The following is a 22,824-nucleotide window of genomic DNA, read 5'->3' as shown; positions in this document are numbered from 1 at the left end:
ATGTCACCGACACTTTCCGCGCGGGGCGAGGCCACCCCGCGCAGAAAGTGCGGCTACCGCACCACCAGCACCGTGTGCGTCCCGCCGGAAACTGCCATCGGCCCCGCCGCGCGGATCGGCCGCCCGTCCAGCAGCACCACCCGGCCCGACGGCACCACCAGCGACCCCGACGTCCCGCGCGGCGCGGAAACCGTCAGCGAGAACACCGAACCCCGCTGAGACCACGAAGCCGACAACGCGCCCTTCGGCGTCGGCACCGCTCCCCGCGCCCACTCGACGCCGCCCGGGTTCGGCGCGACAGTCCACGTCGCGAACCCCGGCGAAGTCGGTGAGACACCCAGCAGATCGTTGGTCAACGCCGGCACGACACCGGTCGACCAGCCGTGCGCCGCCGACGTGTAGCCCTGCTCGTAGTGCGAGCCGCCTTCGCCGATGCCTTCCCACGCCGTGATTCCCGGGTCGTGCGTGGCCATCCAGCCGTACATCCGCTTGATCTGGTCGATCGCCGACGCCGCCTGCCCGGTCCGGAACCGCGCCTGCAGCTCCGGGAACGACGTGAACGCGTACACGCGCTTCGTGCCGTCCGACACCAGGGTGTCGTTGTCCATGAACGGGTTCCCGTACGGCAGCGCACCGGCCGCGAGCCGCGCCAACGCCGAGGAAGCCTGCGCCGGCGAAGCGATCCCGGCCAGGATCGCGTGGCTGTTGCCGTCTTGGCCGTGCCGCACCGCGCCCGTCCCCGAGTCGAGGTACGCGGCCGCCGCCGGGTCCCACAGGTACTGGTTCACCGCCGCCGAGACGCCGGAAGCGCGCGAAAGCCACCGGTCGGCGTCCGCAGGATGCCCGGTCGCCCGCGCCAAGCCCGCCGCGCCTTGCAGCGCCCGGACGTACAACGCGTTGTAGTACGTCACTTCGCCGGTGCGCGGCAGGAACGCGTAGTCGCCGTAGCCGCCGGTGCCGTTGAGGCCCTTCGCGAGCAACCCGCGCGAATCGGTGACCGACGGATACCAGCTGTCGAGCGTCTTCACGAGGTGCGAGTAGTACGAGGCCGCGTACGCGGTGTCGCCGGTGTAGAGCACGTAGTCCCAGCTCGACGTCACCCACCAGAGCGGGTAGTCGAACAGCGGCAAGGTGTAGCTGTTGATCGACGCCGGCGGGATCCAGCCGTCCGCGCGCTGGTGGTCGGCCAGATCGGCGAGGACGTTCTTCGCCGCCGTCCCGTCCTGGTGCGTCAGGTACTGGGTCAGCCCGGACACCGCGACGTCCCCGACGTACGGGTCGCGGTCGCGCTTCGCGCCGTCGTGCAGCACGAGCTTTCCGTCCAGTGACGGCGAAAACGCGCCGCGCGGGTCCACATCGGACTCGCGGAACGTGTCCATGCCCAGCTCGTTCGTGTAGGACGCGGCGTACCAGTAGCGGTTCAAGGCGTCGTCGGACGACTCGAACCAGCCGCGGTAGCTGGCCGGCGTGCCGAGGAACGGCGTGAAGTCGAGCGAGACGCCGCTGATCCGCACCTCACCGGACGGCTGGGTCAGCGGCGCGTCCGACGCGAGCGCGTCGAGGCTGATCCGCAGGTAGCGGAAGCCGCGCAGGCCGTCAGCGCACACCTGCGTGCCGCTCTGGCAGCCCTTCGCGTCCCGCCAGACGGCCGGCGTCGCGGGCACGGCGATCTGGTCGCTGCCCGGCCCGCCGGCGAAGTCCGACCGCGAGAAGTCGGAGCGTTCGCCCAGGTACTGCTGGGTTTCCGAGGTCGACACCCGGATGCCGGGGTGGTTCGCCGACGCGCCCGCGAAGGCGATCTTCGGGTACCCCGCGACGACCTTGCCGAAGTCGACCACCGCGACCGGCACCGGCGGGTCGGCGACCAGGCCGGGCCAGACCTCGGCGACGCGGCTGAACTCGCCGGACGGCGTGTTCTGGTCCTTCGCGATGGTGATCCGGACCTGCGTGGTGGTCACCGGCCGGTCGAACGCGACCGCGCGCTGCACCGCGGTGTTGCCGGTCACCGAAGCCGCGACGCGCCACGCGCCGCCGTCGAGCACCTCGACCGTGAAGTCCTGCGGCACGCCGTCCACATGGGACAGCACGGTCACGCCGGGCAGCGCGGCCGGCGCGGCCGCGGTGACGGTCAGGACGTCCGGGTAGGCGCCGATCGTGTCGTCGTTCCAGAACGTGTCCGGGTTGCCGTCGACGGCGTTGCCCGGGTCGTACGTGCGCGGCTGCCCGTTCCCGCCGTTGTTCGGCGCGTGGAACGACGACGCGGCGGCCGTCGTCCCCGGGGGCCAGGCCGGCTTCGGCGGCGGCGCCTGCCGCTTGAACGTCGCGACACCCCGCCCGAGCAAGCCGTCCGGGTTCGTGACGTCGCCGGTCGTGGACAGCACCTTCACCGGCCGGACGTCCCGGCTCGACGGCGCGACGACGTACTTCTGCCACCCCGGCGCGGCGTCGGCGGGGGCGGCGACCACGCCGCTCGCCACCAGCACCGTGACCGGGAGGAATGCTCTGAGCCACTTCATCGAGGCCTCCGAAAACCGACGCAGGACGATTGAATCGTTTCAAGCGCTGAGCTGAGGTTCAGGCTGCGCGAGCGGTGCCAACGATGTCAACGAACGCGGGAGTTCCTGTCCGGCAGGACAACCCGAAAGGCGGGGGTCAGTTGCCGCCGGAGATGAAGCCGCGCACGGAGTTCGCGACAAGCTCGACGGCGATGGCCGCGAGCAGCAGGCCGGCCACCTTGGCCAGCAGCGTGATGCCGCTTTCCTTGATCAGCCGGATGACGACGCCGGAGTAGCGCATGCAGATGTAGATCACGAAGTGCGTCATGACGATCGCCGCCGCCAGCGCGATGTACGCGCCGATGTGCCCGTCGGCCTGCCGGACGAACACGATGGTCGCGGCGATCGCGCCGGGCCCGGCCAGCAGCGGCGTGCCGAGCGGCACGAGCGCGACGTTGACGTCGTCGGCGGCCGCTTCCGGTTCGTGGCCACTGCCGGTGAGCAGCTGCAGCGCGATCAGCAGGAGCAGCAGGCCGCCCGCGCCCTGCAGCGCGGGGATGCCGATGCCGAGGTAGGCGAGGATCGCCTGGCCGGCGACCGCGAACAGGCTGATGACCAGCAGCGACACCAGCACGGCCTGCCGGGCGGCGCGCGCCCGCGTCGCGACCGGCTTGCGGCCGACGAGGCTGAGGAACACCGGCACGGTGCCGGGCGGGTCCATGATGACGACGAGGGTGATCGTCGCGCTCATGAAGAGCTTCGCGTCGAAGACGTCGGCGAGCGCCATGTCAGCCCTTCACGACCTGGTACCCGGTCGCGCGCGCCACGAGCTGCTCCAGCTGGCCGGGGTCGGTGGTGCACGCGCCGAGCGGAATCGTCTTGTTCGTGCCGTGGTAGTCGCTGGACCCGGTGACGAGCAGGCCGAGCTCGCCGGCGAGCGCCCGGGTGCGGGCGCGCGTCGGCTCGTCGTGGTTCGGGTGGTCGGCCTCGACGCCGGTGAGCCCGTGCGCGGCCAGCCCGGCGAGGGTGTCCTCGCTGATGGTGGCGCCGCGGCTGAAGGCGAAGGGGTGCGCGATGACGGTGACGCCGCCGGCCGCGCTGATCATGTCGATGGCCTCTTCGACCGGGGTGTCCCGGCGGGCGACGTAGTAGCCGCGGCGCGGGCTGAGGTAGTCGGCGAAGGCCTCGTCGACGGACTTGACCAGCCCGGCGCGGACCAGCGCCTGGGCCAGGTGGGGCCGCCCGGGCGGCGAGTCCTCGGGCAGCAGGCCGAAGATCTCGTCGGCGTCGACCGGCAGGCCGTCGGCGGCCATCCGCTCGGCCATCCGGCGCAGCCGCGTGCGGCGCTCGACGCGCAGCCGGGTCTGCTCGGTGACGACCGGCTCGGACGTCGGGTCGAAGAGGTAGGCCAGCAGGTGGACGCTGATCTGCCGCCCGGTCGCGGGGTCGATCGACACCGTGGAGAGCTCGGCGCCGGGCACGAGCGTCAGCCCCGGCGGCACCGCCTCGGCGGCGGGCGCCCAGCCCGCGGTGGTGTCGTGGTCGGTGATCGCGACGACGTCGAGCCCGGCGTTGACGGCCGCGGCGACGAGCCCGGCCGGCGTGTCGGTGCCGTCGGAGGCGGTGGAGTGGGCGTGCAGGTCGATGCGCATCGTGTCCATTGTCGACGATGCGCTGCGTCACACGCTCGGCGGGATGAGGCTAGCCGACGGGCTTCTTGCCGCGGGCGGCTCGCTGGGCCTTGATCATGGAGAAGCGCTCGGCCTGCTTCTGCTTGTCGCCGAAGACGAGCTCCGAGATCGTGTCGTAGAACTCTTCGGGCCGCGGCAGGAAGTCGATCTTGTTGAGGGCCTGGATCTGACCGGCCGACTCGACGACCATCGTGCCGTACCCCATCATGCGGCCGGTGGCGGTGCGCACGTAGCTGAGGTCGGTGACCTTGCTGATGGGCATCATCAGCACCTTGGTCGTGAACACCCCGGTGGTCATGACGAACCGCTTGTCGGTGACCACCAGCCGCTCGACCCACCACTCCATCACCACGTAGGCGAACCGCAGCACGACGATCAGCGCGACGTACCAGAGGATGTTCTGGCCGATGTAAAGCGCCGGTGGCAGCAGGTAGGACACCAGGACGCAGATGGCCAGCAGAGCGGCCGCCTCGAAGGTGTCCCACAGCAGCACCGCCCAGTGGCGGCGGATCCGGATGACCCGCCGCTCGGTGTCGAGGAGGTACTCGTCGGGGTCGCGTGGCGCGAACATGGCTCGAGGGTAGCCCCCGATCAGCCCTTGAAGACGTTGCTGACGAAGGTGATCACCGATTCGGCCGAGTCACGGAGGAACTGGATGATGTTGCCGACGAGGCCAGCGGCCTGCCCCGGCTGGGCAATGACGAAGAACAGCACCAACGCGATACCGGCGAGGCCCGCAATCTTCTTCACGTTCACCGCGATCAAATCCCGTCTCTTACGGTGACACCGGACAACAGACTTTTACGTTGTACCGCACTCAACTGGCGCACGGGAGGTAAGTCCCGCGCTTGGGTCAGCACGCGGTCCGAAGTGTACCGCACGGCTACTCTCCGTGTACAGGACATCCGTTTTCAGTTCGGTCACGTCTACCGTTGGGGCCATGGAGGCTCCCACCAGCACCACGATCCGCTGCATCGGCGGCATAGCGTTCGACGACCACGGCCGATTGCTGCTCATCCGCCGGCGCAACGACCCCGGTTCGGGGCAGTGGTCCCTGCCGGGTGGCCGAGTCGAACCGGGCGAAACGGACGAACAGGCCGTGATTCGCGAGCTTCGCGAAGAGACGGGATTGGACGTGATTCCGAGCACAGTGATCGGCAGTGTCCGGCGCGGGCCGTACTTGATCTTCGACTACGCCTGCGCGGTCACCGGCGGGGAGCTCACGGCGGGTGACGACGCCTCGGACGCGCGTTGGGCCGATGCGGCAGACCTTTCGGACATGGAGGCGGCCGGGGAGCTGGTGGATCTCCTGTACGTGACGTTGCGTGACTGGAACGCCTTGCCGCGTGCTTGAGCGCTCCTCGGCGGCGGCCGTTGGGGTGCTGGGAGGGGCCGAGCGCTCCGGAACGAGCGCGGAGCGGGTCCGGACGTCATGAACGAGTCGTTCATGACGTCCGGCGAGGTGAACGACTCGTTCATGACGTCCGGCGAGGTGAACGACTCGTTCATGACGTTGCGGACCGGCCGGAGGGCTAAAGCGGCAGCCAGGTCATCCGCTGCCCGTGCGGGGCGGTGCGGGCCAAGGCGTGGGCCTCCGCCTTCCCGTCCTCCCACCGGACCACGCCCAGCGTCGCCAGCCCGTCCCCGCCCGCGAGGTCCGACCGCCCGGGCAGGACCTGCTCGAGACCGGCCCCGTAGAACTCCTCCGACACCCACCAGACCGGCCGGGAAGCCGCCAGCGAAGCCAGCTCCGAGACGAACTCGGCCCGCCGCGAAGCCCCGAAGTACGCCAGCACGTGGCTGGTCAGCACCACCAACGGCCCGTCCAGCGACGCGGCCGCCGCGGCGAAGTCCGTGACCCCGTCTCCGGTGATCAGCCGCGGCCGGTGCTTGGCCTGCTCGGCCGCCGCCGTGCGCAGCAGCCTGATGCGGTCCGGCTGGTCGGCCCACACGCACGCCTCGAGCCACGCCAGCTCGTCCTCGTCCGACAGGTCCACCGGGGCCCGGTCGAGGCCCGCCCGGTCCGTCACCGCCAGCTTCTTCGGCAGCTTCGGCGCGACCGCGCCCGGGGCCAGGTCCAGTGCGCAGTGCAGGCCGACCGCCGACTTGGCCGGGCCGGCCGTCAGCTGCTCGCCGCCGTCGCACTGGTAGCGGTAGCCGAAGCGGTCCATGCCCAGCAGGAGGCCCGCGGAGCAGCCGACCTCCAGCAGGGCGACCTTCCCGCCTGCTTCGCGAGCCGCCCGCGCCACGCCCGGGTACAGCAGCGCCGCCCGGCGGACCTCGTTCGTCTGCGTGTACCGCGACGAAATCAGCGCCCGCGCCTTGTCCGCCCGCTCCAGCAGGAACGACCGGAACAGCGGCCACGTCTCCGAATCGACGCCGTCGAAGCCGCCCAGGGACGGGTAGTAGCGGGACAGCGGGTGGATCGGGTCGGCCTGCACGAGCCGGTGCGCGGTCGCCATCAGCAGCGTCGCGCGCACCTCGCCGTCGCGCGCGACCGACAGCAGCCCGGCGACGTCGTCGTCCTCGGCCGCCTGCAGGGCCAGGTGCTCGTACAGCGGCGAGACCCCGCGGGCCTCGACTTCCGCGAACGTGCGGAGTACGTCCTTGATCGCGTCCAGGTCCATCAGAGCCTCATTCGTGCGGCACCGGCCGGCCCGGCTGCTCCCCGCCCCGAGTTTCCCCGTAGGAGCGCTTTGGCACCATCACCTTCCGCCGGAAGGTGCACACGATCAGGCCGTCCTGCTTGTAGCCGCGCGTCTCGACGTACACGACGCCGCGGTCGTCCTTCGACTTCGACGGCGTCTTGTCGAGCACCTCGGTCTCGCCGTAGATGGTGTCGCCGTGGAACGTCGGCTTGACGTGCTTGAGCGACTCGACCTCGAGGTTCGCGATGGCCTTGCCGGAAACGTCGGGCACGGACATGCCCAGCAGCAGCGAATAGACGTAGTTGCCGACGACGACGTTCTTGCCGAAGTCGGTCGTCTCCCCGGCGTAGTGCGCGTCCAGGTGCAGCGGGTGGTGGTTCATCGTGATCAGGCAGAACAGGTGGTCGTCGTATTCGGTGACCGTTTTGCCCGGCCAGTGCTTGTAGACCGCACCGACCTCGAACTCCTCGTAGTACCGACCGAACTGCACTCGTCTTCTCCTGTCCCGCGTAACACCGCGTGAGCCTGGTACGACACGCATCCGTAGTGAGGAGTACCCTCAACCATCGGTTCTCGTGCGTCAACGCGAGCCCCACCACTCTGCACCCGGCCCGAAGGAGGTGAGGAACCCGATGAGCAGTGGCGATAGTCCGCTCCCTAGTAGTCCCAGCGTTCCCACCTCACGGGTCGTCTCCAGGTAGGCCTTCTTCCACCCCCTCGGGAACGCTGGTGTCGCCGGGCGGACGTACTCCGCCCCTGGTCAGTCGTCTCGCACGACCACGCACGACGCCCAGGAGATCCCATGCCTGCCATTCCCTCGCTCGGCGGCCTCCGCGGCCGCGGCAACAAGGGCGCCGTCCCCGTCCGGCCCGTCCCGGTACCGCTGTCCGCCTACGTCGTCGACTGCGCGGTGTACGTCGCGGGCGAGCGCCTGCCCGGCCGCTGGACGCACATCGAGGCGATCAAAGAGGTCCGCAAGCGCCACGAAGGCTTCGTCTGGATCGGCTTGCACGAGCCGGACTCGCAGCAGATCCAAGGCATCGCCGAAACCTTCGGGCTGCACGAGCTGGCGGTCGAGGACGCGCTCGAAGCGCACCAGCGGCCGAAGCTCGAGCGCTACGACGACACGCTGTTCCTCGTGGTGAAAACCGTCCGGTACGTCGAACACGAGTCACCCACAACGGCGAACGAAATCGTCGAGACCGGCGAGCTCATGGTGTTCCTCGGCCGCGACTTCGTCATCACCGTGCGGCACGGCAACCACTCCGGGCTGGCGCGGCTGCGCCGGGAGCTGGACGACGACCCCGAGCGCCTGCAGCTGGGCCCGGCCGCGGTCGTGCACGCGATCGCCGACCACGTCGTCGACCACTACCTCGACGTCACGGGCCGGATCGAAAACGACATCGACGTCATGGAGGCGCAGGTCTTCGCGCCCCGGTCGCAGGTCAGCGCCGAGCAGATCTACCTGATGAAGCGGGAGGTGCTGGAGCTGCGGCGCGCGGTGATGCCGCTCGCGACGCCGGTGCAGCGCCTGGCCGAGGGCTACACGCGGCTGGTGCCGGACGAGGTCCGCTCGTACTTCCGCGACGTCGCCGACCACCTCACGACCGTGTCCGACCGGGTGGCGGCGTTCGACGAACTGCTGTCCACCCTGGTCGACGCGACGGTGGCGAAGATCTCGCTGCAGCAGAACACCGACATGCGCAAGATCACGTCGTGGGCGGCGATCATCACCGTGCCGACGATGATCGCCGGCATCTACGGGATGAACTTCGACTACCTGCCCGAACTGCACTGGAAGTTCGGGTACCCGCTGGTGATCACCGTGATCCTCGGCATCTGCCTGTTGCTGTACCGAATATTCCGGAAGAACGGCTGGCTCTAGGTCCCCTTTCTTTCCACCGGAATCAGTGCAGGAGAATTCGTGATGCCCCGGATGCTGTCCAACCTCAAGTTCTGGGCGCTCGCGCTCAGCGTGCTCTGGATCGTCGTCATCACTTTCGTCATCGTCGCCGACCCGGGGTTCGCGCACGGCATGAAGTAGGGCCGCCCGTCGTACCCTGGGTGCGTGCCGAAAGCGCTGGTCGTCTCCGACGAGGTCGACGAGCGGTTGTGGACCGACGCGGTCCGCACCGTCTCCGTCGACCTGGTCATCGGCGCCGGCGACCTCCCCTACGACTACCTCGCGTTCCTGGCCGGCGCGCTCGACGTGCCGTGCGTGTTCGTGCCCGGCAACCACGACCCGGACCTGAGCGGCTACACCCGCTACGGCGGGCTGTCCATGAAGGACGGTTTCCCGACGGTCTGGCCGGGCCCGGCGGGCGGCGTCAACGCGGACGGCCGGGTCGTCGACGTCGCCGGGATCCGGTTCGCCGGGCTCGGCGGCTCGATCCGCTACAACGACGGGCCGAACCAGTGGACGCAGCGCCAGCAGGCGCGCCGCGCCCGCGGCCTGGTGCGGCGCGCTCGCCGGCGGTCCCGTCGTGACGGCCGTGCCGTCGACGTCCTGCTGACGCACTCACCGCCGCTCGACCTCGGCGACCGGGCGGACCCGCCGCACCGCGGGTTCGCGTGCCTGCACCGGACGATCGACGCCTTGCGCCCGAAGTGGTTGCTGCACGGGCACATCCACCCCCACGGCCAGCCGGTGCCGGACCGCGTCGTCGGCGAAACCCGGATCCGCAACGTGGTGGGCCACCGGATCATGGAGTTCTCATGAAAGAGACGGGGTTCCCCCGCGCCGACGCGGAGAACGACTTCCTCCGCGCGCGCCGGGGCCAGGTGCTTTCGCGGCTCTCGACGTGGCTGCGCCGCGAGCCCGACGACGTCAACATCATGCTGCCGTTCCACGAAGTCGTGGAGGCGCTCGGCTACCTCGGCGAGCACCGGATCGGGCTGCGGGTGATCAAGCTGGACTCGATCGCCGGCACGGTCGACCGCAGCCGCGACTTCGACCGCCGCTTCCGCCCGACGTCGGCCCGCGTCCGCGAACGCTGGGAGCGGCTCGCCTTGGCGGCGCGCCGAGGCGAGGAAATCCCGCCGATCGAGGTGTACCGCGTCGGCGAGCTGCACTTCATCATCGACGGCCACCACCGGGTTTCGGTCGCGATCGCGCAGGGACTGTCCACAATAGAGGCGGCGGTGACGGCGGTCCGCACCAAACTGGACCCGAGCGGCATCCGCCACCGCGGCGACCTGATCGTCAAGGACTACCGGCGCCTGTTCCTGGAACGGGTTCCGCTGACGGGCCACGCGCGCGCGTCGGTGATCGTGTCGGACCCGTGGGACTACGCGAAGCTGGGCGAGCACGTGGAGGCGTGGGGCTTCCGGCTGATGCAGGACGAGGGCAAGTTCTGCGACCGGGCGAGCGTGGCCCAGCGGTGGTTCGAGGAGGAGTTCGTCCCGGTGGTGGCGATGCTGCGCCAGGCCGGCCTGATCGGCGACCGCACGGACGCGGAGGCGTACATGTGGGTGGCGGCGGAGCGGTACCGCCTGATCCGGACCCACCGCTGGGACGACGAGGTCATCGAGACGCTCCGGTCCCGGCGGCACTAGAAGTCCAGCCCCGGCGTCAGCGCCAGCTGCCGCACCTGGGCCGCCGTCAACGTCGGCTCCGGGCGCTGTCCCGGCAACCTCACCCCCGACCGCTCCAGCACGCCGCTGTTGTTCGACCAGAACTGCACCTGCGCGTCCGGTCCCGCGCGGGCCACCCGGTGGGTCACCACGTCACCCGACCGCAACGTCGAGAGCCACATCAACCCCTGCGGTGTCGGTTCCGTGCGGCACGAGAGCTCCTCCGGCGCGCCGCACGGTGGGCCGCCCGAGCTCCCCGGCAGCATCAGCACGTACACCGATCCCGAGCCCTCCGCGTCCGTCACCCGGACGCCCATGTGGAACAACGCCTCCCGCGGGGCGTCGCCCGCCGCGTCGGCGATCAGGTGGAACGGGTCCTCGGGCGGGGTCTCGCCCGGGATCGTCAGCCGCGTGATCTGCGCGTCCGGGGACACCAGCGCGCGGATCGCGCGGCCCACCACGCAGCTCAGCCGGTCGACCAGCGCCTCCCGCGTGTCCGACGCGGTGGGGCACGGGACGTTCGCCACCGAGCCGCGGTGCGGCAGGACCACCACCGCCACCCCCAGCGCCAGGACCACCACCGCCAGCGCCGCCGCGCCCGTCAGCAGGTGACGGCGGCGAGCCGCCCGGGCCGCCGCGAGGACCGCCTCGCCGGACAGGCCGATCGGGGGCTCGTCTTCGGTCACGTACGCCGTCAACACCGAGCGGACGTCTTCCATCACCACTCCTCGCTCGTCGGCGCCGGCAGGACCGCGCGCAGGGCTTCGACCCCGCGGGCCGTCTGGGACTTGACCGTGCCTTCGGCCACGCGCAGCAGCGCCGCCACCTCGGCCACCGGGAGGTCCTCCAGGAACCGCAGCACGACCATCGCGCGCTGCCGCGGCGTCAGCCCGCCCAGCGCCCGCTCGACGTCGAGGCGCAACGGCGTGTCCCGGCCCGGTGGGGCCGCCGGTTCCGGCACCGCCGGCGTCACGTACTCCCGCCCCGATTTCCGCCGCCCGGCCAGGAAGAGGTTCAGCAGGATCCGGCGCGCGTACGCGTCGGCCGTGTCCGGCCGCACCCGGCGCCACCGGCGGTAGAGCTGGACGAACATCGCCTGCACGAGGTCTTCCGCGCCGTGCCAGTCGCCGCACAGGGCGAACGCCACCCGGCGGAACCGCTGGACCCGCGCGGCGAAGTACTCGCTGAAATCGGAATCTCCCGACGCCCCCACCCGGCCTCCTTCGCCCGTTCAGTCTTACTAGTGCGCGAGGGGCCGGAAAGGTTCAAGCGTCCCCCGTGCGAGCTACGCGCGGGTGTCCACCGCGTGGGGACGATTCCGGGCCGCCGGATCCCTAGCGTTCTTCCCAGTCGCGGCACGTCGGTGCGCGAATTCGGCGAAGGAGTTCTGATGAGGCTGCTCTGGCAGTTGCCGGCCGTAGTGGCGATCGCGTTCGTCGGCGGCCAAGCCGTCAACGTCGTGGCCGGGAACCCGTGGCTCACGTTCGTCCTCGGCGCGGTGACCGCCGTGCTCGCGGTGCTGGTCTACCGCTGGGTGGTCCGGCGGACCGAGCAGCGCCCGGTGACGGAGCTGGCCGGGCCGGGCGCCCCGCTCGCACTCGGCCGGGGCGTGCTGGCCGGGTTCGCGCTGTTCGCCGTCGTCATCGGGAACATCGCGCTCCTCGGGGACTACGAGGTCCGCGGCTGGGGCACGGTGACCGGCGCCGTCGGGCTGGTCGGCTTCATGGCCGCCGCCGCGGTGACGGAGGAACTGCTCTTCCGCGGCGTCCTGTTCCGGATCGTCGAAGAGCGCACCGGCACCGCGATCGCCCTGGTGCTGACCGGGGTGTTGTTCGGCCTGTCCCACCTGTTCAACGCGCACGCGACCCTGTGGGGCGCCGTCGCCATCGCGATCGAGGCCGGCGGCCTGCTGACCGCCGCGTACGTCGCCACCCGCAAGCTGTGGCTGCCGATCGGGCTGCACTTCGGCTGGAACTTCGCCGCGGCCGGCCTGTTCGGCACCGAGGTTTCGGGCAACGGCACGCCGCAGGGCCTGCTCGACGCCGTGACGTCGGGCCCGGTCGCCGTCACCGGCGGTTCCTTCGGCCCGGAAGGCAGCCTCTACTCGGTGCTGTTCTGCCTGCTGGGCACGGGTGCGTTCCTGTGGCTGGCCCACCGGCGCGGGAACCTGGTGCCCCGCGGCGGGCGCGCCGAGCGGGTCGACAGCGTCACTACACTCGCCCGGTGATCGAGCGGACGCCGGCGCGGTGGCGCCGGTTCGACGTCGTCGTCCGGGACTTCCCGCTCGCGGTGGTGTTCCTGGCGGCGGCGTTCCTGCCCGCCGTCCAGAGCCACGGCACGCAGCTCGGCGGGCTCCCGCAGCGGCCCTTCGACGCGCTGGCCCTCGTGGCCGTCGCCTTCGAATGCCTCCCGCTGGCCGTCCGCCGGCGGTGGCCCGCCCTGTGCCTCGTGCTGGTGTCGCTCGGCTTCGCCCTCGACCAGCTCCGCGGCTACCACTCGGTGTCCGGCGCGGCGCTGGCCGTCGCGCTGATGAGCGCGGGCGCGCACTTGCACCGGCGAAGGCTCGTTGCCGCTTCGGTGTTGTCCGCGGCCTACGTGCCGCTGGCGGTCGTCCTGTTCCGGCTCGGTTCGGAGCCGCCCGCCGAGTTCGTCACGTTCTACCTGCTGCTGGTGTTCGCGTGGGGCGTCGGGGCGTGGCTGCGCGCCTCCCGCGCCACCGAGACCGAACGCCGCCGCCGCGTCGCCGACGACACGCGCGCGGCCGAACGCGCCCGCATCGCGCGCGAACTCCACGACGTCGTCACCCACCACGTGACGGCGATGGTCGTGCAGGCCGAGGCGGCCCGGTACCTGACCGCCGCCCCCGACCGCCTCGGCGAGTCGCTGACCGCGATCACCGGCACCGGCCGCCGCGCCATCGCCGACCTGCGGCACCTGCTGGACCTGCTCAACCCCGACCACGGTCCCGGGAGCACGCCGCCGCCGGGCGGGCTCCGCACGCTCGTGGAGCACGCGCGCGAAGCCGGGCAGCCGGTGGAGTTCGCCGAGGAGGGCACGCCGGCCGACACCGCCGGCAGTGCCGACCTCGTGGCCTACCGCGTCGTGCAGGAAGCACTGACGAACGCCCTCAAGCACGCCCGCGGCAGCCGGACGTCGGTCCGGGTGGACCACGGCGAACGGGAGATCGAAGTGGCCGTCAGCACCGAAGGCCCGGGCAGCGCGTCCCCCGGCGGCAGCGGACGCGGCCTCGCGGGTCTCCGCGAACGCGTCGGCCTCCTGGGCGGCGACTTCAGCGCCGACCACCACGGCACCGGGTTCCTCGTGCACGCCCGGATCCCCACCGGGAACCGGGCGTGACCGCGCGGATCCGGGTCCTCGTCTGCGACGACCAGATGCTGATCCGCACCGGCCTCGTGACGATCATCGGCGCGCAGCCGGACTTCGAGGTGGCGGGCGAGTGCGGGGACGGGAAGGCCGCGGTCGAGCTCGCCGGGCGGGTTCACCCCGACGTCGTCGTGATGGACGTGCGCATGCCGGTGCTCGACGGCATCGAAGCCACCCGCCTGCTGGCCGGGCCCGGCGTCGCGCACCCGGTCAAGGTGCTCGTGCTGACGACGTTCAACCTCGACGAGTACGTCTACGAAGCACTGCGCGCGGGCGCGAGCGGGTTCCTGCTCAAGGACGCGCCGCCCGAGCACCTGCTGCACGGGATCCGGACCGTCGCCGCCGGTTCGGCGCTGCTCGACCCCGAAGTCACGCGGCGGCTCGTGGGCCGGCACGCCGCCCGGATCCGGCCGGCCGGCACCGCGCCCGAGCACCCGCTGACCCCGCGCGAACTCGAGGTGCTCCGGTTGATCGCGGACGGCATGTCGAACGCCGAAATCGCCGCGAAGCTCTTCATCAGCCCGGAAACCGTGAAGACCTTCGTCTCGCGCATCCTGACCAAGCTCGACCTGCGCGACCGCGTCCAGGCGGTCGTCTACGCCTACCGCCACGGCTTGGTCACCTGACGCGCCGAAGCGGGCCCCCCGAAGGCCCGCTTCGGCGCGAAGGGTCTTACATGTGGACGGCGCCGGGAGCGGCTTCGCCCTTCGGGACGCCCGGGCGCAGCAGCAGCCCGCTGAGCACCGCGCCGACCGCGAAGATCACGGCCGCCCAGGTGAACGCCGTCGTGTAGCTCTCGATCGACGCCTCGGCCGCGAGCTGCGGGGTCGGGACCTTGCCCGCGAGGTAGGCCGTCGCCGCGTTGCCGGCCAGCGTCGACAGCAGCGCCGTGCCGATCGAACCGCCGACCTGCTGCATCGTGTTGACCGCGGCCGACGCGACACCCGCGTCGTGCGCCTCGACGCCGAAGGTCGCGACGCTCATCGCCGGCGCCATCGCCAGGCCGATGCCGAAGCCCATCACCAGCAGCGGGCCCAGCACGCCGGAGGTGTACGTGCTGTCGAGGCCGATGCCGCTCAGCCAGAACAGGCCGACGGCGGCGATCGCCATGCCGGTCGGGACCAGCGGACGCGGGCCGAAGCGGGGCAGCAGCACGGCCGTCGCCGTCGTCGCGGACAGCATCAGCGTGGCGACCATCGGCAGGAAGCCGACGCCGCTCTCGATCGGCGTGAACTGCAGGTTCTGCTGCACGTAGAACGTCAGGAACAGGAAGATCGCGAACATGCCGATGGCGAGCAGGAACATCGCCAGGTACGAGCCGCCGCGGTTGCGGTCGAGCAGCACGCGCAGCGGGAGCAGCGGGTGCGAGACGCGCTGCTGCAGCCACACGAACACGCCCAGCAGCACGACACCGGCGGCGAGGAAGCCCCACACCGACACGGCGGACCACGAGTCCGACTCGGCGTTCGCGAAGCCGTAGACGAGGGCGAACAGACCGGCCGACGCCGTGACCGTGCCGGGCAGGTCGAGCTTCGGGCGCGGGCCTTCGGTCTCCTGGCTGCGCAGCAGGATCGAGCCGCCGACGAAGGCGACGACGGCGAAGATGATGTTGACGAACATGCACCAGCGCCAGTCGAGGTACTCGGTCAGCACGCCGCCGAGCAGCAGGCCGATCGCGGCCCCGCCACCGCCGATGGCCCCGAAGACGCCGAACGCGCGGCCACGCTCCTTCGGGTCGGTGAACGTCGTGGTCAGCAGCGAAAGCGCGGCGGGCGCGAGCAGCGCGCCGAACACACCCTGCGCGGCGCGCGCGATCAGCAGCATCTCGATGTTGGCGGCCGCGCCCCCGAGCGCGGACACCGCGGCGAAGCCGGCGAGGCCGACCAGGAACGCGTTCTTGCGGCCGAAGACGTCGGCGAGCCGGCCGCCGAGCAGCAGCAGGCTGCCGAACGCGAGCGCGTACGCGGTGACGACCCACTGGCGGGCGTCGTTGGAGAAGCCCAGGTCGACCTGGGCCGACGGCAGCGCGATGTTCACGACGGTCGCGTCGAGCACGACCATCAGCTGCGCGATGCCGATCATCACCAGGATCAGCCACCGCCGGCTGTGGTGGGGGTTCTCGGCGGCGCGCGCGTCCCCCGGCGGCGCGACGGCGAGAGTGGATTCGGACATGGGTGTCCCCTCACTGGGAGTGATCAGGAAGCTATGTGGAGTAGGTATCTCCCCTTACCCTTACGCGACCCAAGGTACACACAAACCGGAGATGGTGCCTCTACTTTGTGAGCTAGACTGAGGGAATGACACGGGACGCAGGTCCCGCCGCACCGGCGCGGCCGCTGCGGCGCGACGCCGAACTCAACCGCCGCCGCATCCTGGCGTCGGCCCGCGTGGTGTTCGGCCAACGCGGGCTCGAAGCCACGCTGGACGACATCGCCCACCACGCCGGCCTCGGCGTCGGCACGGTCTACCGCCGGTTCCCCAGCAAGGAACAACTGGTCGAGGCGATGTTCGCCGAGCGCATGGAGGAAATCGGCGATCTCGCCGAGGAAGCGCTGAAGGCCGAAGACGCGTGGCAGGCGTTCGTCGACTTCACCTGGAAGTCGATCGAGCTCCACTCGGGCGACCGCGGGCTGCGCGAGATCATGCTGTCCAACAAGTTCGGCCACGAACACGTCGCCGAGGAGAAGGCCCGCATGGTGCCGTTGATCACACGGCTCGTCGAACGGGCCCAGGAGGCGGGCGGCCTGCGCGCCGACTTCTCCCCGACGGACATCCCGCTGCTGCACATGATGATCGGCTCGGCGATCGAGTTCACGTCGGCGGTGGAGCCGGATCTGTGGCGCCGCTGCCTCGCGATGCTGCTCGACGGGCTGCGCGCCGAGCCGGGCAAGCCGTCGAAGCTGCCGCGGCCACCGCTCGGGGTGGACGAGGTCGACGAAGCCATGTCCTGCTGGCGCCCCTGAGGCTCAGCAGGTGCTTCCGGCCCGTTCGGGGATCGGGGCCGGCTGCGGGCGCCACCGCGCGGCGATCCCGCAACGGCAGCCGCACCCACAACGCCACGGCCCCCGTACCCGCCGAGCCGCTCCGCCGGGCAGCCGTCAGCGCGGCGAGGGCGCGCACGTCTCCGGCGGCCCGCGCGGCCAGCCTCGGGACCGCGGGCGAGTTCCCCGCCGACGCCGAGAACTTCGGGGTGCGCGGGTCCGTCACTCGGACGGGATGACCGCCCACATGATCAGGTAGGCCACGAACTGCGGCCCGGGCAGCAGGCAGGACAGCACGGCCAGCAGCCGGACCGTGCCGGGCTTCATGCCGAACCGCCGCGCCAGGGCCGCGCAGACGCCGCCGATCATGCGGCCGTTGCGGGGGCGGGACAGTCGCTGGGTGACCGGTGCGCTCATCGTCGTTTCCTTTTCCTCGAAGTTCCGATGACTCCACTTCACCACCGGAGTACCCGCTTCCGCATCGCTCGCGGGAAGGATCGCTCCCTTAGGGGACGGCAAAGCCGAAAAACATTCGTGAGTCCGGCGAAATCGCTGCCGCCCGGCCCGGATCGGGCTGAACTGCGGGTTTGCCGGTGGGCACTCCGAAAATACTGAGAGATGTCCCCGTCAGGGCTGGTTTTTCGGCCCGATGTGGTGATACTTGCTCCCCGTGTACCCGCTTGCGAAAAGCTTGGCCGTCGCGGTGTTCTGCGCCCTGCTCACGGCGGGGTGCGCGACGACTCAGGCCACACCCGAACCCGACCACTCCGGCCCGTCGCCGCTCACGGCGTCCGCCGCGCTCGGCGACTTCGGCACCGTCGACTACTGCAGCCTGCTGAACGTGGCCGAGGTCGCGCCGGGCGCGGTCGCCGTGCCGACGTTCGAGAGCTGCCAGGCGACCCGCGGCGCGCAGACGATCCAGCTCGGGCCGCTGGCCTTCGACTCCGACCCCAACATCAAGCCCTACGCCTACCCCGGCCCGGTGCCCGACGGCGTCGCGATCCAGCAGTCGGCGTTCAACGACCGCAGCGCGTGCACCCGCGCGATCACCTTCGCCGACGGCAACCGGCTCGACCTGTCGGTCACCGACACCGGGAACGACCAGGCGGCGCGCTGCGGTGTCGCGGACGCCGCCATCGGTTCGGCGCTGGCCGCCGTCACCGCGAACAAAGTCGGCAGGCTGACGTTCCCGGACCGCTCGTGGGGCCGGGTGGCGCCGTGCGTGCTGCTCGACAACCACGACCTCGACGCCGCCGCCGGCCCCGGCAGCAAGCCGACGACCGGGCTGTCCGGGCACAGCTGCATCCGCGGCAAGGTCAGCCTGAAGCTGACGGTCGAGACGGCGGAATCCCCCGCGCCGCCGGAAACCCTGGGCGGCCGCCCGGCCCGGGTCCGGACCGCGGGCGCGTTCTGCCTGGTCGACACCACCCAGCCGGCCCCGGGCCCGCCGGGCCGCCGCGAGCTGGCCGAGATCAGCGTGGTGGAGACGGCCGGCACGGCGAACGACGCCACCTGCGCCCTGGCCCGCACGGCGGCGACGTCGATCCTCCCGCGCCTGCCGACCGCCTGAACGCCGTGAAGGCCGCCCCGGAACCCCGGGGCGGCCTTCACGGTTTCGAAGCGGCTCAGTCCTCGTACGTCAGGTTCTTGCCGTTCGAGGGGTCGAACAGCTTGATCTTGTCCGCGTCGTACCAGACCTCGAGGTCCGCGTTCTCCGCCGCGGACGACTCGGCCGACAGGCGGGCCACGATCTGGGACTCCGAGCCCGGGACGTCGGACGAACCGCTGTCCGCGGCCAGTTCCGCCAGTTCCTCGGACGTCGCCACGTCGCCGTCCAGCGTGAAGTGGGCGAACTTCTCCGAGCCCATCGACTCGAGCACGTCGATGTGCGCGGTGAACGTGCCGCCGCCCGACTTCTGGCCGGCTTCGACCAGCGCCGCGTCCTCGAAGTGCTCCGGCCGGATGCCGAGCAGGACCTCCCGCGGCGCGTTCGCCTTCTCCACCAGCTGCCGGATCCGGTCCGTCAGCGGGGTGGTGCCCAGCGCGCTGCGCAGCTCGTTGTTCTCCAGCGTCGCCGGGACGAAGTTCATCGACGGCGAGCCGATGAACCCGGCCACGAACAGGTTCGCCGGGTTGTCGTAGAGGAACTGCGGAGCGCCGATCTGCTGCACGTACCCACCGCGCAGCACCACGACCCGGTCGCCCAGGGTCATGGCTTCGGTCTGGTCGTGCGTCACGTACAGCGTGGTGGTGCCGAGCTGCTTCTGGATCTTCGACACCGACGTCCGCATCTGGCCGCGCAGCTTGGCGTCCAGGTTGGACAGTGGCTCGTCCATCAGGAACGCCTTGGGGCTGCGGACGATCGCCCGGCCCATCGCGACGCGCTGGCGCTGGCCACCGGAGAGGTTGGCCGGCTTGCGGTCCAGGTGCGCGGTCAGGTCGAGGATCGTCGCCGCCTCTTCGACCTTCGCCCGCACCGTCTTGTCGTCCACTTTGGCCAGTCGCAGCGGGAAGGCCATGTTCTCCCGGACGGTCATGTGCGGGTAGAGCGCGTAGGACTGGAACACCATCGCGATGTCCCGGTCCTTCGGGGCCTTCTCGTTGACGCGCTTGCCGTCGATGCGCAGCTCGCCCGAGGAGATGTCCTCCAGGCCCGCCACCATGTTCAGCGTCGTCGACTTCCCGCAGCCGGACGGGCCGACCAGGATGATGAACTCGCCGTCGGCGATGGTGATGTCCACTTCGGACACGGCGAGGGCGCCGTCGGGGTACTTCTTCGACACCTTGTCGAGCACGATCTCTGCCATAGCGCTACCCCTTCACCGCACCGGACGTCAGCCCCGCCACGATGCGACGCTGGAAGAACAACACGAACACAATGATCGGGATGGTGATCACGACCGCGGCCGCGCTCACCTGGCCCGTCGGGTCCTCGAACTGCGAGGACCCGGTGAAGAACGACAGCGCGGCCGGCACCGTGCGCGACGCCGTGGTCGACGTCAGCGAGATGGCGAACAGGAAGTCGTTCCAGCAGAAGATGAACACCAGGATCGCGGTGGTGAACACGCCCGGCGCGGCCAGCGGCGCGATCACCTTCCGGAAGGCCTGTGCCGGCGTCGCGCCGTCCATCTTGGCCGCTTTTTCCAGCTCCCACGGGATTTCCCGGAAGAACGCCGACAGCGTGTAGATCGACAGCGGCAGCGCGAACGTGATGTAGGGCAGGATCAGCCCCGGCCACGTGTCGAACAGCGCCAGGTTCCGCTCGATGTTGAACAGCGGCGTCACCAGCGACACCTGCGGGAACATCGCGATCAGCAGCGAAAGCCCGACCAGCAGCTGCTTGCCGGGGAACTCCAGCCGCGCGATCGCGTACGCGGCCATCGTGCCCAGCACCACCGCGATCACCGTCGAGATGATCGCGATGCCGATGGAGTTGACCAGCGCCAGCAGGAACTCCGACGTCTGGAAGATGTCCGCGTAGTTCTGCCAGGTCCACGACTGCGGGATGAACGACCCGTCGGTCAGCGTGTCCTTGGTCTTGAACGACAGCGAAACCACCCAGAGCACCGGCACCAGTGCGAACACCAGCACGAGGATGTCGACCAGGCCCCACCTGAGCTTGCGGCCCGTCGTGACGGTTCCCATCACCATCAGCGCTTACCCCCGTCGTCCGAACCCGGTGCGGCCGTGCCGAACACCTTGATGAAGATGAAGGCGATGATCGCCACGGTGATGAAGATCAGCACCGCCATCGTCGACCCGATCCCGAGGTTGAGCCCCTTGACCAGGTTGTTGTAGGTCTGCATGGAGACCGACCCGGTGTCCTGCGCGCCCGAGGTGAGCACGTAGATGTTGTCGAAGATGCGGAACGCGTCGAGCGTGCGGAACAGCAGCGCCACCAGGATCGCCGGCTTCATCACCGGCAGCATCACCTTCGTGAACCGCTGCCACGCACTCGCGCCGTCCATCGACGCGGCCTTGAGCAGGTCGTCCGGCACCAGGGCCAGGCCCGCCATCAGCAGCAGCGCCATGAACGGCGTGGTCTTCCACACCTCGGCGCCGATGATGATGAACAGCGACGGCCACTGCTCGGTGAGCGGTGCCGCGTCGGCGGCCAGCCAGTTCGCCAGGTAGCCGGTCTTCGGCGTCCACGCGTAGTACCACGAGAACGCCGCGACGACCGTGACGATGCCGTACGGGATCAGCGCGACCGTGCGCACGAGCCCGCGGCCGACGAGCGTCCGGTGCATCACCAGCGCCAGTGCCATGCCGAGGACGAACTCGATCGCCACCGACACCACGGTGAGGAACATCGTGGTGCCGAACGCCGTCCACCAGTACGAATTGGACAGCACGGCCCCGTAGTTGTCGAAGCCGACGAACTCCTGCTGCGCGGGGAACCTGAGGTCGTACCGCTGCAGCGACAGCCAGATCGAGTAGAGGATCGGGTAGCCGGTGACCGCGATCATCACGAAGAACGCGGGCGCGCACAGCCAGAGCCCGAGCCGCCGCTCGGCCCGCTTCCCCTCGGACAGGGCGGGTTTGCCCTTCTTGTGGGACACGGGTTCCTGGGCGGCGGTGGCCCCCGCCGTGGTCGGGTCCTGGACGGTCACGGGATCACTCCCTTCGACTGGAGCGCGTCGTTGAGCTGTTCGCGGAGCTTGTCCGCGGTGGCCTTTGGGTCGATTTCCGCGGGCGGGGAAAGGACCTTGGACATCACCGTGGACAGGTTCTGGTAGGCCGGGGTCAGCGGCCGCACCGCGGAGTCCTTGATGGCGGCGATGATCGAGTCGCGCATCGGGTATTTGAGCGCCATGTTCGGGTTGTCGGCGCTCGCCGGCTTCGACGGGTCGAGCGGCGTGTCGTTGCGGTACACCGATTCGATGGTCGGCGGGACGCCGTCGTTGATCGCCGAGAACTTCTGGTTCTCCGCGTTGCGCAGGCACAGCGCCGCTTCGAACGCCTCGGGCTTGTGCGCCGACAACGAGCTGACGCCGAGGTCGTAGCCACCGATCGTGGTCTTGGCCGGCGTGCCGGCCTTCGCCTCGGGGTAGACGGCCCACTTCATGTGCGAGACGTCCTGCGGCTTGTCCTTGGCGTAGGAGGCGTAGACGAACGGCCAGTTGAGCTCGAACGCGGCGTCACCGCGCTGGAACGCCTGCCGGACGTCGTCCTCCTTCGAGTTGGTCAGCGACGGGTCGGTGATGCCCGACGACGTGACCTCCTTGAGCAGGGCCAGCGCCTGCACGGCGCCGTCGTCCATGACGACGGACTTGCCGTCGTCGGAGATGATGTGCCCGCCCATCGAGTTGACCAGCGTGTTGTAGAAGACGACGAGGCCTTCGTACTGCGCGCCGGTGAAGACGATGCTGTACGGCTTGCCCTGCGCCTTCAGCTCCTTCGACTTCGCGATCATCTCCTGCCACGTCTTCGGCGGCGTCGGCGTGATCCGGTCGTCGTACCAGAGCAGCTGGACGTTGGTGTTCTTCGTGGCCGCGTAGAGCTTCCCGTCGTAGGTCGCCGTTTCCAGCGGCCCCTGCAGGACGCCCTGCGTCGCCTCGGCCTTGTTCCGGCCCGTCCACTCCTCGACCCAGCCGGCTTCGGCGAACTCCGAAACCCAGGTCACGTCGAGACCGAGGACGTCCATCGCGGTGTCGCCCGCGGCGAGCCGCCGGGCCATCTGCAGGCGCTGGTCGTCGGCGCCCCGCTGCAGTTTGTTGTAGACGATCTCGTAGCGGCCGCCCGCCGCCTGGTTGCAGTTGTCGACGACTTTCTGGAAGCTGTCTTCGGGCGCGTAGTAGACGTTGATCTTCAGCCCACCGCCCGATCCGCAACCGGCCAGCAGACCGGTCACCAATGCCCCTGCCCCCAGCAGGACCGCGGCACGGCCGGGCGAGCGTCCCCGTTCGCCCGCGCCGATCCTCTTCCCCATAAGGCCTCCTCACCCGCGTGCACGCCGGTTACCGCGGTACCCGGTGGGCACCGCGACGCGATGAGGCGAACCGCGCCAGCACCCCGACGTGCTAGTGCTCGGGCCGCCGCGCTGGTTGGG

At 70.4% G+C, this 22,824-nt stretch carries 24 protein-coding genes; 9 read left to right on the top strand and 15 right to left on the bottom strand.

Features of this window, described 5'->3' with window-relative positions; genetic code table 11:
* Positions 1–53: 53 nt before the first annotated feature.
* The 5 genes from ACLJQM_RS04620 to ACLJQM_RS04600 all read right to left on the bottom strand — a co-directional run bounded on the left by ACLJQM_RS04620 (position 54) and on the right by ACLJQM_RS04600 (position 4,942).
* On the bottom strand, positions 54–2,516 hold the full coding sequence (locus tag ACLJQM_RS04620; RefSeq protein ID WP_410630237.1) for an alpha-L-rhamnosidase C-terminal domain-containing protein: 2,463 nt from the start codon (positions 2,514–2,516) through the stop codon (positions 54–56).
* A 136-nt stretch (positions 2,517–2,652) separates the two neighbouring features.
* Entirely contained in the window at positions 2,653–3,282 is a 630-nt protein-coding gene (locus ACLJQM_RS04615) for a MarC family protein (protein ID WP_360772306.1), read from the bottom strand.
* 1 nt (position 3,283) lies between these two features.
* The gene (locus ACLJQM_RS04610; RefSeq protein ID WP_410630236.1) at positions 3,284–4,147 is read right to left on the bottom strand and encodes a PHP domain-containing protein; all 864 of its coding nucleotides are present in this window, start codon (positions 4,145–4,147) and stop codon (positions 3,284–3,286) included.
* Positions 4,148–4,196: 49 nt separating this feature from the next.
* On the bottom strand, positions 4,197–4,757 hold the full coding sequence (locus tag ACLJQM_RS04605) for a PH domain-containing protein (protein WP_247014507.1): 561 nt from the start codon (positions 4,755–4,757) through the stop codon (positions 4,197–4,199).
* 20 nt (positions 4,758–4,777) lie between these two features.
* Positions 4,778–4,942, bottom strand: coding sequence for a hypothetical protein (locus ACLJQM_RS04600; RefSeq protein ID WP_163046845.1), 165 nt, complete (start codon positions 4,940–4,942; stop codon positions 4,778–4,780).
* Between the two features lie 184 nt (positions 4,943–5,126).
* On the opposite strand from ACLJQM_RS04600, the gene ACLJQM_RS04595 reads away from it, so the two are divergent.
* The gene (locus ACLJQM_RS04595; protein ID WP_410630235.1) at positions 5,127–5,540 is read left to right on the top strand and encodes an NUDIX hydrolase; all 414 of its coding nucleotides are present in this window, start codon (positions 5,127–5,129) and stop codon (positions 5,538–5,540) included.
* Positions 5,541–5,718: 178 nt separating this feature from the next.
* Here the strand turns inward: ACLJQM_RS04595 and ACLJQM_RS04590 are convergent, their stop codons facing one another.
* Positions 5,719–6,813 (bottom strand): DUF2332 domain-containing protein, encoded by a 1,095-nt coding sequence (locus ACLJQM_RS04590; RefSeq protein WP_410630234.1) that lies wholly within the window; start codon positions 6,811–6,813, stop codon positions 5,719–5,721.
* A gap of 7 nt (positions 6,814–6,820) precedes the next feature.
* Positions 6,821–7,324: a MaoC family dehydratase gene (locus ACLJQM_RS04585; protein WP_247014510.1), complete on the bottom strand. Its 504-nt coding sequence runs from the start codon at positions 7,322–7,324 to the stop codon at positions 6,821–6,823.
* 312 nt (positions 7,325–7,636) lie between these two features.
* Here ACLJQM_RS04585 and corA point away from each other — a divergent pair, with 312 nt between their 5' ends.
* The 3 genes from corA (at position 7,637) to ACLJQM_RS04570 (ending at position 10,389) form a co-directional block, all read left to right on the top strand.
* Positions 7,637–8,719 (top strand): magnesium/cobalt transporter CorA, encoded by a 1,083-nt coding sequence (gene corA, locus ACLJQM_RS04580; protein WP_247014511.1) that lies wholly within the window; start codon positions 7,637–7,639, stop codon positions 8,717–8,719.
* A 183-nt stretch (positions 8,720–8,902) separates the two neighbouring features.
* Positions 8,903–9,553 (top strand): metallophosphoesterase family protein, encoded by a 651-nt coding sequence (locus ACLJQM_RS04575; RefSeq protein WP_410630233.1) that lies wholly within the window; start codon positions 8,903–8,905, stop codon positions 9,551–9,553.
* Positions 9,550–10,389 (top strand): chromosome partitioning protein ParB, encoded by an 840-nt coding sequence (locus tag ACLJQM_RS04570; RefSeq protein ID WP_410630232.1) that lies wholly within the window; start codon positions 9,550–9,552, stop codon positions 10,387–10,389. Before ACLJQM_RS04575 ends, ACLJQM_RS04570 begins: the two co-directional genes overlap by 4 nt.
* On the opposite strand, the gene ACLJQM_RS04565 is transcribed toward ACLJQM_RS04570, so the two are convergent.
* Positions 10,386–11,126, bottom strand: coding sequence for a hypothetical protein (locus ACLJQM_RS04565; protein ID WP_360772322.1), 741 nt, complete (start codon positions 11,124–11,126; stop codon positions 10,386–10,388). The genes ACLJQM_RS04570 and ACLJQM_RS04565 overlap by 4 nt on opposite strands.
* Entirely contained in the window at positions 11,126–11,620 is a 495-nt protein-coding gene (locus ACLJQM_RS04560; RefSeq protein ID WP_410630231.1) for a SigE family RNA polymerase sigma factor, read from the bottom strand. The genes ACLJQM_RS04565 and ACLJQM_RS04560 overlap by 1 nt, the downstream gene beginning before the upstream one ends.
* Positions 11,621–11,797: 177 nt before the next feature.
* On the opposite strand from ACLJQM_RS04560, the gene ACLJQM_RS04555 reads away from it, so the two are divergent.
* Genes ACLJQM_RS04555 through ACLJQM_RS04545 form a run of 3 tightly spaced genes read left to right on the top strand, consistent with a single transcriptional unit; the run spans position 11,798 to position 14,417 of the window.
* Positions 11,798–12,634, top strand: a complete 837-nt coding sequence (locus ACLJQM_RS04555) for a CPBP family intramembrane glutamic endopeptidase (protein WP_410630230.1) — start codon at positions 11,798–11,800, stop codon at positions 12,632–12,634.
* A complete protein-coding gene (locus ACLJQM_RS04550) occupies positions 12,631–13,764 on the top strand; it encodes a sensor histidine kinase (RefSeq protein ID WP_410630229.1) in 1,134 nt (377 codons plus the stop codon). The genes ACLJQM_RS04555 and ACLJQM_RS04550 overlap by 4 nt, the downstream gene beginning before the upstream one ends.
* On the top strand, positions 13,761–14,417 hold the full coding sequence (locus ACLJQM_RS04545; RefSeq protein ID WP_360772334.1) for a response regulator transcription factor: 657 nt from the start codon (positions 13,761–13,763) through the stop codon (positions 14,415–14,417). Before ACLJQM_RS04550 ends, ACLJQM_RS04545 begins: the two co-directional genes overlap by 4 nt.
* A gap of 46 nt (positions 14,418–14,463) precedes the next feature.
* Here the strand turns inward: ACLJQM_RS04545 and ACLJQM_RS04540 are convergent, their stop codons facing one another.
* Positions 14,464–15,963 (bottom strand): MFS transporter, encoded by a 1,500-nt coding sequence (locus tag ACLJQM_RS04540; protein WP_247014519.1) that lies wholly within the window; start codon positions 15,961–15,963, stop codon positions 14,464–14,466.
* Positions 15,964–16,088: 125 nt separating this feature from the next.
* Between ACLJQM_RS04540 and ACLJQM_RS04535 the strand changes: the two genes are divergently transcribed.
* On the top strand, positions 16,089–16,754 hold the full coding sequence (locus ACLJQM_RS04535; RefSeq protein ID WP_410630228.1) for a TetR/AcrR family transcriptional regulator: 666 nt from the start codon (positions 16,089–16,091) through the stop codon (positions 16,752–16,754).
* 240 nt (positions 16,755–16,994) lie between these two features.
* Here ACLJQM_RS04535 and ACLJQM_RS04530 read toward each other — a convergent pair whose 3' ends face one another.
* Positions 16,995–17,189, bottom strand: coding sequence for a PspC domain-containing protein (locus tag ACLJQM_RS04530; RefSeq protein ID WP_247014521.1), 195 nt, complete (start codon positions 17,187–17,189; stop codon positions 16,995–16,997).
* Positions 17,190–17,442: 253 nt separating this feature from the next.
* Here ACLJQM_RS04530 and ACLJQM_RS04525 point away from each other — a divergent pair, with 253 nt between their 5' ends.
* On the top strand, positions 17,443–18,342 hold the full coding sequence (locus ACLJQM_RS04525) for a hypothetical protein (protein WP_410630227.1): 900 nt from the start codon (positions 17,443–17,445) through the stop codon (positions 18,340–18,342).
* Positions 18,343–18,397: 55 nt separating this feature from the next.
* Here the strand turns inward: ACLJQM_RS04525 and ACLJQM_RS04520 are convergent, their stop codons facing one another.
* The 4 genes from ACLJQM_RS04520 to ACLJQM_RS04505 are packed head-to-tail and all read right to left on the bottom strand — an operon-like array spanning position 18,398 to position 22,704.
* Positions 18,398–19,579: an ABC transporter ATP-binding protein gene (locus ACLJQM_RS04520; protein WP_410630226.1), complete on the bottom strand. Its 1,182-nt coding sequence runs from the start codon at positions 19,577–19,579 to the stop codon at positions 18,398–18,400.
* 4 nt (positions 19,580–19,583) lie between these two features.
* A complete protein-coding gene (locus ACLJQM_RS04515; RefSeq protein WP_155549210.1) occupies positions 19,584–20,423 on the bottom strand; it encodes a carbohydrate ABC transporter permease in 840 nt (279 codons plus the stop codon).
* Positions 20,423–21,385: a carbohydrate ABC transporter permease gene (locus tag ACLJQM_RS04510; RefSeq protein ID WP_281506199.1), complete on the bottom strand. Its 963-nt coding sequence runs from the start codon at positions 21,383–21,385 to the stop codon at positions 20,423–20,425. The genes ACLJQM_RS04515 and ACLJQM_RS04510 overlap by 1 nt, the downstream gene beginning before the upstream one ends.
* Positions 21,382–22,704, bottom strand: a complete 1,323-nt coding sequence (locus ACLJQM_RS04505) for an ABC transporter substrate-binding protein (protein WP_360772341.1) — start codon at positions 22,702–22,704, stop codon at positions 21,382–21,384. Before ACLJQM_RS04505 ends, ACLJQM_RS04510 begins: the two co-directional genes overlap by 4 nt.
* Positions 22,705–22,824: the final 120 nt, after the last annotated feature.

This window comes from Amycolatopsis sp. cmx-4-83, assembly GCF_046548815.1.
GTDB lineage: Bacteria > Actinomycetota > Actinomycetes > Mycobacteriales > Pseudonocardiaceae > Amycolatopsis > Amycolatopsis pretoriensis_A.
This window is presented reverse-complemented; position numbering and strand designations above follow the sequence as displayed.